At 29.8% G+C, this 12,111-nt stretch carries 12 protein-coding genes and 1 pseudogene; 4 read left to right on the forward strand and 9 right to left on the reverse strand.

All coding sequences use genetic code 11. The features are described 5' to 3' along the window. The 8 genes and pseudogenes from KLA_RS18555 to KLA_RS16610 all read right to left on the reverse strand — a co-directional run. Positions 1 to 1,498, reverse strand: a pseudogene (locus KLA_RS18555) (DUF11 domain-containing protein); the annotation flags it as partial. Positions 1,499 to 1,529: 31 nt separating this feature from the next. Then, a complete protein-coding gene (locus KLA_RS18560; RefSeq protein ID WP_051456146.1) occupies positions 1,530 to 2,156 on the reverse strand; it encodes an IgGFc-binding protein in 627 nt (208 codons plus the stop codon). A 440-nt stretch (positions 2,157 to 2,596) separates the two neighbouring features. Continuing rightward, positions 2,597 to 4,012 carry a CCA tRNA nucleotidyltransferase gene (locus KLA_RS16585; protein WP_034647175.1) on the reverse strand — a complete coding sequence of 472 codons (1,416 nt, stop codon included), beginning with the start codon at positions 4,010 to 4,012 and terminating at the stop codon, positions 2,597 to 2,599. 2 nt (positions 4,013 to 4,014) lie between these two features. Next, positions 4,015 to 4,605, reverse strand: a complete 591-nt coding sequence (locus KLA_RS16590; RefSeq protein WP_034647177.1) for an L-threonylcarbamoyladenylate synthase — start codon at positions 4,603 to 4,605, stop codon at positions 4,015 to 4,017. Next, entirely contained in the window at positions 4,589 to 6,415 is a 1,827-nt protein-coding gene (locus KLA_RS18590) for a CDP-glycerol glycerophosphotransferase family protein (protein WP_034647179.1), read from the reverse strand. Before KLA_RS18590 ends, KLA_RS16590 begins: the two co-directional genes overlap by 17 nt. Next, positions 6,412 to 7,098 carry an NTP transferase domain-containing protein gene (locus KLA_RS16600; RefSeq protein WP_013619664.1) on the reverse strand — a complete coding sequence of 229 codons (687 nt, stop codon included), beginning with the start codon at positions 7,096 to 7,098 and terminating at the stop codon, positions 6,412 to 6,414. The genes KLA_RS18590 and KLA_RS16600 overlap by 4 nt, the downstream gene beginning before the upstream one ends. 132 nt (positions 7,099 to 7,230) lie before the next feature. Then, positions 7,231 to 8,067: a glycosyltransferase family A protein gene (locus KLA_RS16605; RefSeq protein WP_013619663.1), complete on the reverse strand. Its 837-nt coding sequence runs from the start codon at positions 8,065 to 8,067 to the stop codon at positions 7,231 to 7,233. 40 nt (positions 8,068 to 8,107) lie between these two features. Continuing rightward, the gene (locus KLA_RS16610; protein WP_235183587.1) at positions 8,108 to 8,917 is read right to left on the reverse strand and encodes an ATP-grasp fold amidoligase family protein; all 810 of its coding nucleotides are present in this window, start codon (positions 8,915 to 8,917) and stop codon (positions 8,108 to 8,110) included. A 128-nt stretch (positions 8,918 to 9,045) separates the two neighbouring features. On the opposite strand from KLA_RS16610, the gene KLA_RS16615 reads away from it, so the two are divergent. After that, positions 9,046 to 9,867, forward strand: coding sequence for a glycosyltransferase family 2 protein (locus KLA_RS16615; protein WP_013619661.1), 822 nt, complete (start codon positions 9,046 to 9,048; stop codon positions 9,865 to 9,867). A 69-nt stretch (positions 9,868 to 9,936) separates the two neighbouring features. On the opposite strand, the gene KLA_RS16620 is transcribed toward KLA_RS16615, so the two are convergent. After that, a complete protein-coding gene (locus KLA_RS16620) occupies positions 9,937 to 10,752 on the reverse strand; it encodes a 2,3,4,5-tetrahydropyridine-2,6-dicarboxylate N-succinyltransferase (RefSeq protein WP_013619660.1) in 816 nt (271 codons plus the stop codon). A gap of 105 nt (positions 10,753 to 10,857) precedes the next feature. On the opposite strand from KLA_RS16620, the gene ruvX reads away from it, so the two are divergent. The 3 genes from ruvX to KLA_RS18150 form a co-directional block, all read left to right on the forward strand. Then, positions 10,858 to 11,268 (forward strand): Holliday junction resolvase RuvX, encoded by a 411-nt coding sequence (gene ruvX, locus KLA_RS16625; protein WP_034647181.1) that lies wholly within the window; start codon positions 10,858 to 10,860, stop codon positions 11,266 to 11,268. Between the two features lie 45 nt (positions 11,269 to 11,313). Further along, positions 11,314 to 11,904, forward strand: coding sequence for a peptide deformylase (def, locus tag KLA_RS16630; RefSeq protein ID WP_013619658.1), 591 nt, complete (start codon positions 11,314 to 11,316; stop codon positions 11,902 to 11,904). Positions 11,905 to 11,960: 56 nt separating this feature from the next. Next, on the forward strand, positions 11,961 to 12,111 hold a 151-nt coding region (locus KLA_RS18150), incomplete at its 3' end, for a DUF5606 domain-containing protein (protein WP_200868417.1).

Genomic DNA, 12,111 nt, shown 5'->3' on the forward strand with positions numbered 1-12,111 from the left:
GTTCAGCCGTACCTGTAAGAACAGGCGTAGTGTCATTAGTAACTAGACTATCAACCGTAGGCGCAGTAGGAGGAGTTGTATCATTATTATATGGATCTGTTCCATTAGTAATTTCTGTTCCATTATCTATTCCATCACCATCACAATCAGCATTATCCCAATTACTGTCTGTATTTGCACTTACTTGATTAACGCTAAATATACAAGGGTCTAAAGGGTTAGAATCTGTAGTGTCAGGATCACCATCACCATCATCATCTAAATTTTCAATTGTAATAGTTTCACTCAAATCATCAGTAGAAGCGTTAGAGTCAATTTGGTCTTGGATATTATCTACTGTATTTGTTACATCTATACTTGTCGTAGGAGCAACAACATCATCTGCAGTTGCAATTATAGTTAAATTTTGTTTTTCTCCTTTAACCATAGTACCTATAGTCCAATTAGGAGAAGACCATGTGCCTTTACTAGGAGATACACTAAAAAGGGTTAGGCCCGTAGGTAATATATCTTCAATTACTAAATTTGTTACATCATCAACTCCAAGGCTTTCAACTGTAATAGTAAAAGTTATATTTTCTCCTTCAGAAATTGTGCTCTTATCAGCAGTTTTTTCAACAAGTATATCTGGCTGACAATAAAACACTTGAATTACATTTGAATTATAATCACATCCACTTTTAGAAACATTTACATAATGCTCTCCTATTTGTGTTGGTGTATAGTTACTTGTTACGGCACCAGGTATAGCAACGCCATCTCTATACCATTGATAAGAATCAAAAGTTTCGGTAAGTGAAATTGTACTTCCTAAACAACCAGAACCTGTAATTGTATAGTCTACAACTGGTACGGTATCGAATCCTGAGAAATAACCTCCAATACCTAATGAACCACTTAATCCAATAACACCAACAGCTATTGAACCAGAGGACTGTACAGATACATTACCAGTTAGGTTAGGTATATAAAAACTTTTCCAAGCTAAACCATTTGCCATTTGGGCTGCAGGTAAAGTTACAGTGCCGCTACCATCTGTTACAATAATGTTAGCGTCTGGTGTACTATTTGAAGCTAGTATAGTTAAACCTGCATTAGATAAATTAATTCCAACTAAATCTTCAATATTTCCTATATTATTTAAATTATCTGGAAGTAAACAGTTTACAGGAGCAATAAAATTCATTCCTGTTGTTGCTGCAGAAGAATTACCAGCTAAACACTGGTAAGCATATACATTTTTAGATGTTGTTACTGTCATATTACTACCAGGAGAACTACCAGTATAATTTGCTCCAGGGATAATAAAATATTCGCCATTGTTTATAGTTGCAATAGGAGTTGAAGAACCATTAATGAAAATATCAGTTCCATTAGCAGTACCTATTATAACAGGAAATTCTAATGCGTTACTACCATTACCTCTAATAAAAACATATTCTCTGCCTATTATATCAATAGGTACTGGCTGGGCTATACCAGCATCCTGAAGGGCCACCCACAACAACAGTAATAGTAGAGTTAGTTATTTAAACAACTCCAACTAAAATATTTCCGTTACTAATAGCTATATCTTTATCAGCTGTTATGTCAGCTCCTACCCATCCATATCTATTTGCATCTCCATTATTACCAACAGACTCTAATACGTATGTTTCTCCTTTATCTAATGTAATAGTTATAATATCATCAGTTAAGCCAACCGCATTAGTTCCTTGTCTAAAAACACAATTGGGGTCATAATCTGATACTACTACAGTTGTATTATCTTCTGTAGCCATTATGCCTAATGTTGCATTGTATATATTTCTGTCGTGTAAAAAAGGAATACCACCCCATTTAAAATGTGTACCTAGAGCAGCTCTACCCTTAGAAGTTAAAGAAGCACCTTGTGCACCATTTCTACCTCTGTAGTTTACATAAAATTTTTCTCCAGAAGCAGATTCAAATCGAAGTCCAGCAGTAGAGAGTATGACTCCTACATCAGCATCTGGTAACATTGTTATACCATTATCATTATTAGCTAATGTATAAGTATATGGCAGTGCATTGGATACAGATACTGTACTTACAGGTGTTGCAGATGTGCCAATATATATATTTACATCAAAAGCAGTTGTTTCTGGTGTAGATAGATATATTGCTTGATTGCTCATATGATTACCTGTTTGAGTTAGAGGAGGTAAATAGTGCAAATCACTTAACTGAGCAAAACTTGTTGTAATGAATAATAGACAGAAAAAGTTTAATATGATTTTTTTTTTGACATTAAACTTTGAAAAAATCATTGAATGGAAATTTTTCATTTAAAAGGGGTTAATGGTTACGTTTAATTTTAAAAAGTGCTTCGTTTTTTATTGATAGGAAAAAAACTAAGTGTAATGTTTTTATAAATGAGAAAACACTTCTTTTAACCTGTTTTATTCAAATATATCTATGAATAAATGGTTAAATAATTATATGTTGTCTAACACGAAGAAAGTGTAGATGAATGGTAGAAAAGTGTATGTGAAGGAAAACATAAAAAATGTATGTTTATGTTTTTATGAACTTTTGTAGGTGTTGTAAAAATTGATAAAGAGAAAAATATTGGTAGTTATAAACCTAGTTCTTTACCTTTTTTAAGCATAAAATTATATGCTTCATTATAGTCATTAGGAATTGTACCATCTAAAATAGCTTCTTTGATAGCTTCTTTTAAAATTCCAATTTCTTTAGATGGTTTTAAATTAAAGGTTTTCATAATTTCTTCTCCAGTAACTGGAGGCTGAAAATTACGAATTTGATCTCTTTCTTCTACTTCAACAATTTTTTGTCTAACTAGTTTAAAATTGTTGCGGTATTTACGTTGTTTTTTTGTGTTTTTTGTAGTGATATCTGCTTCACATAAAATCATAAGGTCTTCTATGTTTTCACCAGCATCAAAAATTAAACGTCTCACAGCAGAATCGGTTACAAAATCTTCAGAAAGTACAATAGGTCTAGAACTCATTAGTACCATTTTTTGTACATATTTCATTTTATCATTTAACGGCATACGTAATCGTTTAAACAATTTGTATACCATTTTAGAACCAATAAATTCGTGACCTCTAAATGTCCATCCCTTTTTTTTATGAAACTTTTTTGTTGGTGCTTTACCAATGTCATGTAGTAATGCAGCCCAACGCAACCATAAATTATCTGTATTTTCAGAGATATTATCTACAACCTCTAAAGTGTGCCAAAAATTGTCTTTATGTTTATGACCTTCAATTTCTTCAATACCTTGTAGAGCACTTAACTCTGGTAAAATAAATGGTAATAATTTTGATTTATGAAGAAGAGCAAAGCCTATAGAAGGTTTTGAACTGTTCATAATTTTATTTAACTCATCAACAATACGCTCTTTAGATATAATATTTATTCTGTCTTTATTTTCCGTAATAGATAAAAACGATTTTTCCTCTATATTAAATTGTAGTTGAGTAGCAAAACGTATTGCTCTCATCATACGCAAAGGGTCATCAGAATAGGTTACGCCTGGTTCTAAAGGAGTTTTAATAATTTTATTGGCAAGATCATTTACTCCATTAAAAGGATCTAATAACTGCCCATATGTGTTTTTGTTTAAAGAAATAGCCATTGCGTTAATGGTAAAATCTCTTCTATTTTGATCATCTTCTAGAGAACCATTTTCAACTATAGGTTTTCTACTATCTTCATGGTAACTTTCTTTACGTGCACCAACAAACTCTAGTTCTAAGTCGTTATACTTTAGCATAGCAGTACCAAAGTTTTTAAATACAGATACCTTTGGATTGGTAGGTAATTTAGAGGCTACTTTTTGAGCTAACTCTATACCACTGCCAACAGCAACAACATCTATATCTTTAGGTGTTCCTCTTTTTAATAGAAAATCGCGAACAAAGCCTCCAATAACGTAGGAGGCTACATTAAGTTCTGCAGCTGCTTCTGCTATTACTAAAAAAATTGGGTCTTTAATTGCGTCTTTGTAGTTATCTTGCGTCATTCCTATTTCCGAATCACCTTTACTGTACCATCATTACTTAATTTAATGATTGATGAAGGGGTGATTTTTTGTATGTTACGCTGCAAATTTACGGCATAGTCTACACCTTTTAAAATATCAGAACTTATTTCTTTAAAACTTTTAGCAGTGGGGTCTCCAGAAAGGTTTGCAGAAGTAGAAACTATAGGTTTTTTAAACTTGCTTATTAAGTATTGACAAAATTTATCTGTTGCAACTCTAATAGCCAAGCTTTTATCTTCTGCTATTAAATTTTTGGCAATATTTTTTGGATTGTCATAAACAATTGTTGTTGGTTTGTCTGCAATATCTATAATATCAAAAGCAACTTCAGGAACTTTTTCTACGTGCTTTTCTAACATAAAATCATTTGCAACTAAGCAAATCATTGTTTTAGTATTGGCTCTTTTTTTAAGCTGATATATTTTGTTTACGGCATCCTCATTAGTTGCGTCACAACCAATACCCCACACAGTGTCTGTTGGGTATAAAATAACACCACCATTTTCTAATACAGTAATGCATTTATTTATTTCATCAATAAAATTTTGATCGGGTTTATTTTTGCTCGCCATTATGCAATTGTTGTAGTTTTTTATATCTCTCTTTTGTTGCGTTAGCATAGAGATAACTTATTATAATTCCTTTGTTACCATCTAAAATACCTAATTTAATAATATAATGCTCTAAAAACTTACCTATAGGCTTTATGTAGAGATGATACGGAGTGGCTTTTTTATTTTTATCAAAATCTTCTTGAGCTTTTAATTGCTCATATTTAATTCTTTTTTGTTTATATATGTTGTAGTCAAAATAAGCATAGTGAATTAATTTATTTTTAAGGATAGATGACTTACCGCTAACCTCTAAGGTTTCATGAACAATTCTTTTTGTAGAAAAAGCAACCTTTTCTTTGTTAAATAGCCTGTAGTTTTTATCGTTTTGCCAACCGCAAAAGCGTAATATTTTATTATTAAACATAAATGTTCTGTAAACAAAAAAGGCAGAAATATTTATGTTTTTATTGTTTATAGTTTTTAAAATTTCTTGCTGTAAATCATCAGGGATCCTTTCATCAGCATCAATAAATAAAACCCATTTATTTTGAGCTAGACTAAGAGCATAGGCTTTTTGGTCAGAATAGTTTTTAAATGCTCTTTGAATTAAAGAAACTTTTGGGTGTTTTTTTATAGCTTCAACTGTTCCGTCTGTACTATACGAGTCTACAATTATAATTTCATCAGCAAATTTTAAATTCTCAATAACAGCGTCTATATTTCTAATTTCGTTGTATGTGATTAATAAGGCACTTAATTTTTCAGACTTGCGACCATTAAAGGTATTTTTTATTGGTTTTCCAAAAATAGAATTAATTTTAAGAGCTCTGTCTATAGGAAGTTTACGCTTGGCAGGCACACCGTTGTTATGAACAAATTTTTTAGCAGCATTTAACATACGCTCTGCAGATTTACCATCTGAGTATGGGTGGTATTCATCTTGAATATATTTTCTTTGACTAGAAAATGGGTCGTTTTCAAGATTAGTGATTATTTTTTCTTGTAGATTATTATAATTTGTAGAATTATCCCAGTATATAGTTTTATTTATGTTTTTATAGGTTATAACAGGTTTATTTAGTAATAAAAACTCATAAATAACAGAAGAAGTATCACTCACCATTAAGTCTGATAACAGTAAATATTTTATAATATTATTGTCTTCTATAAAAATAACGTTCGCATTTTCTTTTGAAATAACCTTGTATGTGTTTATTAAGTCTTTACTCATTAAATCATGAAATTTAATAAGTATTAAATAATTAGTATTTTTAGCTGCAGATTTAATTTCATTTACCAAAAAAGGAGCAGAAGTAAGACTAGGTGAAAAAGTAGGCGCATAAAGAATTATTTTTTTAGCGTTATAACTTTTTAACAATTCACTTTTTTCTGTATCATATTTATTTTTTTCAGAATAGTAGATATCTAATTTAGGCCACCCAGTTTCTACAACTTCAAAGTTTTTATATTTACGCTTAAACTCTAAAAATTTTTTTGTAAAATACGGTCCTTGGGTTAAGTACAAATCAAAATAATGTCTTATTTTAAAATGACCTTTTTTTTCTCCTGCCAAGCCATGAAATATTTGTACTTTAACTCCTTGTATATAATAAGGAACTTCATTTCCTGGTGAAAATATAATATCGCTTTTGTAAAGTTGTAAGTCTACTATTCTAGTGGTGTAATTATCTGTTTTATAAGGGAATTTTTGGGTAAGTTTAGAGTCAATGTACCATAAAAAATCATCTCCTTTTTCAATCAATAAATTCTTAATTGGATTTAGGATTCCAAAGGCATATGCATTTTGACAAAATAAAATTACTTTCATTTATAAAATAAATTGTTGGCATTCACTAAATCTTCTTTAAAATCTACCTCCATACAGTTATGCTTAGAAATATCAACAGCAGATAATGCTATATTGTCTTTTTCAATTGCTAATTCAAGCCCTTTTTCAAAGTAATCATTATCATCACATTCTTCCAGTCTCTTAATGAATGATTGGATATCTTTTTTTGCTATATAATTTATGCCTACAGCTTCACCAAGACCATTTTTTACAGACTTAGAAAGCTCAAAGATAAAATTATCTTTTAATGTATATTTTATTTCTTCGTCTGCAACACTATTAGTATTAACAGCAACAAAAGAATTGTCGGTTTTTATTATAGGTAATAAAGTATTTAAAAGAGTTTCATCAAAAACAACATCACCATTTAACCATAGTACAGATTGATTAGTATTTTTTAGCAATGCTCTTAATAAACTTTTTGATGTGTTTGTACAGTCAAAAAAAGGATTGTAAATATAGTTTAATTCAGGAAACCGTTCCATAATTAAATCTTTTTTAAAACCAACAACAACACTCACGTCATTGATATTAAAAACTTTAGACAGATTCTCTATCTGCATTTGCATGATACTTTTGCCATTATTTAGTTTAGTAAGTGGCTTAGGAAAAGGGTTTCCCAATCTAGATCCTATACCAGCAGCAAGTATTACTATTTTCATTTTAAGTTCTTTAATAATTTAGGGTATTAATGTATTGTTTTAAGTAATAGATGCATAAAACTTAAATAAGTTAGCAACATAAATTATTTTATTTAGATTGTTAAATTTTTTCTGCTTTTTTTCAGAAATAACTTACCTTTTTTGTTTTTTTAAAATTGAAACTAAGTCAAAATGGTCAGATAGTGCTTGCCACTGAGTCTCATTTTTTTTCTTTTTAACATTTTCTTCTTTAAGAGATACTTTTTGACTTCCCATAATTGGTATAGGTAGTTTAGGCTTAAAACTAGATTCTTTAGTTATTGTGTTGTTTAATAAAGACATTCCTTTAAACCATAAGTCATCTGCTTTAGGTGCTAGTTTTAAAAATAAGTTTTTATTAAATATTGTATTGGGCATAGAGTTAGGAGGGTATAATACTCCCCAAGATCCTATAGGTAAGTAAGGGTTATGTAAATTAGTTTCTTCTCGAGTTCTCCACTTAATAAATGGCAAGTAGCTGCCATTTTCATTCATTTTTATTTGGGTAGCTCTATGAGCAATAATGCAATATTTATGCTTTAAATGTTCTTGGTATAGTAATTTTAACCAATTGTTATGATACATTTGGTCATCATCACAAGTTACAATTATAGAAGAAGGGTTTTCTTCTAAAGTGTGTATTAGTTTTCTGTGCGAGCAAGTTAATTTAGAATATTTAATTTGAAATATTTTAGACTCTAACTTAACAAGTTTTTTTGGTAAATTATTTTTTAATGAATCATTTAACCATAAAATTATTTTTTCTGGTAAGACTGTCTGATTTAAAATACTTTTGATAACCAAATCTAAATTATTTAACCTAGTTGGTATAGAAGTTAAAGAGACTATTACAGGGATGCTATCTTTATGCTGTACTAATTTTTTTTGTGATTTTAATCTATACTTGCAAGTATGGTATATAGAATGGGGTAACTCTTTAAATACTTTCATTTATATTTTGGTTAAGTAAGATTATTAGAATAATGTTAATTTAAATTAGTGGAAGCTTAAAGTAATCACCAACAATTTTATTATATTTTTCTGGATAAAATTCTTTTCGAGCATCTGTAGGGTAAAATGTCATTTCTCCAAACACAGATGAACCATTTACTGAGTAAAAATCAACTCTTACAAAAGGAAATCCTTCAGATAGTTTTTTGGACAAATCAATAAGTTCATTAAAATTAGTGGGCTTATTAATTTTATTTGGGTCTTTCTTCTTCCAACCAAATGGCATTTCTTCCCAATTTAAACTGTAAAAATATTTTCCTAAAGTATCAGACTGAGCAATTAAAAATTTTGGTTCACCGTCAAAACAATAAAACTTATAATCTATTAAATCATTAGTTATTTCATCTTGCATAAACTGTTCAATAATTAACCTTGGTTTTACATTTTTATATGCCCATTCCAACCCTCCTCTATAGTATTGGTTTTTGTTTAACCATTTATACATTTTTAAGTTAGCCTTGGTTTTATTCACTTTAGATTTGTCTGTTACAACCAAATTAAAATTACATCCGTGAACACCTTTAATCACAAATTTTTCTGGTAATTTGTCCCAGTCAATTTCTTTTGGAGAATTATAAACTCCTATACAATCATTTAAGTATTGTTTGCCTATCTTTTCTTCTACAAATTCTCTTACAGCGTATTTGTCTACTAATTTTGGTAATAGAGGATTTCTGTAAAATACTTTATACCATGATAATTTTTGATTAAATTCTATTGGGTTGTTATAATCTAATTTTTTACCTGTATAATACTCATAGTAATGCTTAACATAAAATTTTTGAGGCAAAAATTTAAATGTTTTAATGAGTTTTACCCAAAATTTTCTTAATATCATTTTTCTATTTAGTATTGTTTTTCAAAAGTAAAGATTATTAAAATAATCCTTAGTACTTTTGTTATCATTTTTAATTTTATATGAAAGCACCAGACATTTCCGTTATAATAAGTACATACAATTCTGTAGAGTGGTTAAAAAAAGTACTTTGGGGTTATAACACACAAACAATAAATAATTTTGAAGTTGTTATTGCGGATGACGGTTCTAGAGAAGAAACTAAAACAGCTATAGAAGAGTTAAAAAAAGTTGTAAATTATAGTATAACTCACGTTTGGCATAAAGATAATGGCTTCCAAAAATCTCAAATATTAAATAAAGCAATTGTAGAAACTAGAGCTCCATATATTATAATGTCTGATGGAGATTGTATACCAAGAAAAGACTTTGTAGAAATTCACAATAATTATAAAGAAGAAGGATATTTTTTATCTGGGGGTTATTTTAAGCTTCCTATGAATATATCAGAATTAATTTCTAAAGAAGATATAGAAACAAATACATGTTTTTCAATTTCATGGTTAAAAAAACATGGACTAAATGCGTCTTTTAAAAATAATAAATTAAGGTTTACTGGTTTTGGAGCTAAATTTTTAAATACAGTTACTACTACCAAAGCTACATGGAACGGACACAATTCTTCTGGTTGGAAAAAGGATATTTTAGCCGTTAATGGTTTTGATGAACGTATGCAGTATGGCGGTCAAGATAGAGAATTAGGTGAGCGCTTAGTAAATTTAGGGGTAAAAACGAAGCAAATAAGGTACAGTGCTATCGTTATACACTTGGATCATCCTAGAGGTTATGCAAATAAAGAAAGCTGGAAAATAAATAACGATATTAGAAAAGAAACACGTAATTTAAAGCACAAAACAACTAAGTTTGGAATTAATAAAGAGTAATTTACTTTACATAAACACAAAGCCCACAATTACAATTGTGGGCTTTGTGTTTATGCAATATATAATATACTAAACAGCAACATCATACTCTCTTAAAGCATCATTTAAAGATGTTTTTTTATTGGTACTTTCTTTACGTTTACCAATAATTAAAGCACAAGGTACATTGTATTCGCCAGCAGCAAATTTTTTAGTGTAACTACCTGGTATAACTACAGAACGTGCAGGTACTCTACCTTTCATTTCTACAGGTGTATCACCAGTCACATCTATAATTTTAGTACTCATTGTTAATACAACATTAGCACCTAAAACAGCTTCTTTTTCTACCCTTACACCTTCTACAACTATACATCTAGAACCTATAAAAGCTCCGTCTTCTATAATTACCGGAGATGCTTGTAATGGTTCTAAAACACCACCAATACCAACACCACCACTAAGGTGTACATTTTTCCCAATTTGCGCACAACTACCAACTGTAGCCCATGTATCTACCATTGTACCTTCATCTACATAAGCACCAATATTTACGTAACTAGGCATTAATATAGTACCAGGAGAAATGTAGGCACCGTGTCTTGCAACAGCATTAGGTACTACACGTATTCCTTTTTCTTTATAACCTCTTTTTAAAGGCATTTTATCATGGTATTCAAAAATACCAGCTTCTAAAGTTTCCATATTCTGAATAGGGAAATAAAGAACAACAGCTTTTTTAACCCATTCGTTTATTTGCCAATCATCTCCTTTAGGCTCTGCACATCTAAGTTTACCATTATCAATTAGGCTAATAACTTCTCTAATGGCGTCCTGTGTAGCTGTTTCTTTTAATAAATCTCGGTTATCCCAAGCAGCTTCTATAGTTTTTTGTAATTCTGTCATTTTTTTGTAAAATCAATTTTAGCAAAGATAATAGGTGAGGCTTAATAATTTAATCAAATGTAAACATATAACAATTTATATATTATTTTTGCCAAAAAAAACAGTTTGGGTAGATTACTAGCTATAGATTTTGGAAAAGTGCGTACAGGCATAGCTGTAACAGATGAGTTGCAGATAATAGCATCTGGTTTAACAACCGTAGCAACTAAAGAGCTAATAACATTTTTAAAAGATTACATAGCAAAAGAAAAGGTAGATAAAATTATAGTAGGAGAGCCTAAACAAATGAATAATACAGCGTCTGAGTCAGAAGTGTTAATTGTTCCTTTTTTAGAAAAACTTACAGCTGTTTTTCCTAATATGATTATAGAAAGAGAAGATGAACGTTTTACATCTAAAATGGCATTTAAGACGATGATAGATAGTGGGTTAAATAAAAAACAGCGTAAAAATAAAGCACTTGTAGATGAGATTAGTGCAACAATTATTTTACAGTCTTATTTAAGTAGAAATTAAAATTTTAGTTGTTAATAGAACAACGTATAAAAATTAAGTGATAATATGATTTTACCAATTACAGCATACGGTGATCCTGTGCTAAGAAAAAAAGCAAAAGACATAAACCAAGACCATCCTAAACTAAAGGAGCTTTTAGAAAATATGTGGGAGACTATGTATAATGCAAGCGGAGTTGGTTTAGCAGCACCACAAGTTGGTTTGCCTTTGCGAATATTTTTAGTAGACACAACTCCTTTTTCTGATGATGAAGATTTATCTGCAGAAGAACAAAAAGCTTTAAATGGTTTTAAAAAAGCATTTATTAATGCTAAAATTATTGAAGAAACAGGAGAAGAATGGGCTTTTAATGAAGGATGTTTAAGCATACCAGACATTAGAGAAGATGTATCTAGAAAGGAAAATATAAAAATTACTTATTTAGATGAAAACTTTAAAGAACATACTGAGGAGTATAACGGTTTGTTGGCAAGAGTTATACAACATGAGTATGATCATATTGAAGGTATTTTGTTTACAGATAAGCTATCTTCATTAAAGAAAAGATTGCTTAAGAGTAAGTTAGGAAACATTTCTAAAGGAAAAATTAGAGTAGAATACAGAATGCGTTTTCCTGAAATGAAAAAAGGAAGATAGTTTTCTTTTTTATCGCTATAAAAAATATAATATTTGTAATAGATATAAAGTAAAATATGAGTTTAGATAAAATTTTATCAATTTCTGGTAAGCCAGGATTACACAAGTTAGTAACACAAACACGTACCGGTTTTGTAGCTGAGTCTTTATTAGACGGAAAAAGAAGTACGGTAAATATGCGTACAAATGTTAGTGTTTTATCAGAAA

The organism is Cellulophaga geojensis KL-A, assembly GCF_000568425.1.
Taxonomy (GTDB): Bacteria; Bacteroidota; Bacteroidia; order Flavobacteriales; family Flavobacteriaceae; genus Cellulophaga; species Cellulophaga lytica.

Coding starts and splice junctions, on each gene's coding strand:
- def (WP_013619658.1), top strand. CDS start 11,314: ATGATTTTACCAATTACAGCATACGGTGATCCTGTGCTAAGAAAAAAA.
- KLA_RS18590 (WP_034647179.1), bottom strand. CDS start 6,415: ATGAAAGTAATTTTATTTTGTCAAAATGCATATGCCTTTGGAATCCTA.
- KLA_RS16600 (WP_013619664.1), bottom strand. CDS start 7,098: ATGAAAATAGTAATACTTGCTGCTGGTATAGGATCTAGATTGGGAAAC.
- KLA_RS18560 (WP_051456146.1), bottom strand. CDS start 2,156: ATGAGCAATCAAGCAATATATCTATCTACACCAGAAACAACTGCTTTT.
- KLA_RS16585 (WP_034647175.1), bottom strand. CDS start 4,012: ATGACGCAAGATAACTACAAAGACGCAATTAAAGACCCAATTTTTTTA.
- KLA_RS16590 (WP_034647177.1), bottom strand. CDS start 4,605: ATGGCGAGCAAAAATAAACCCGATCAAAATTTTATTGATGAAATAAAT.
- KLA_RS16615 (WP_013619661.1), top strand. CDS start 9,046: ATGAAAGCACCAGACATTTCCGTTATAATAAGTACATACAATTCTGTA.
- KLA_RS16605 (WP_013619663.1), bottom strand. CDS start 8,067: ATGAAAGTATTTAAAGAGTTACCCCATTCTATATACCATACTTGCAAG.
- KLA_RS16620 (WP_013619660.1), bottom strand. CDS start 10,752: ATGACAGAATTACAAAAAACTATAGAAGCTGCTTGGGATAACCGAGAT.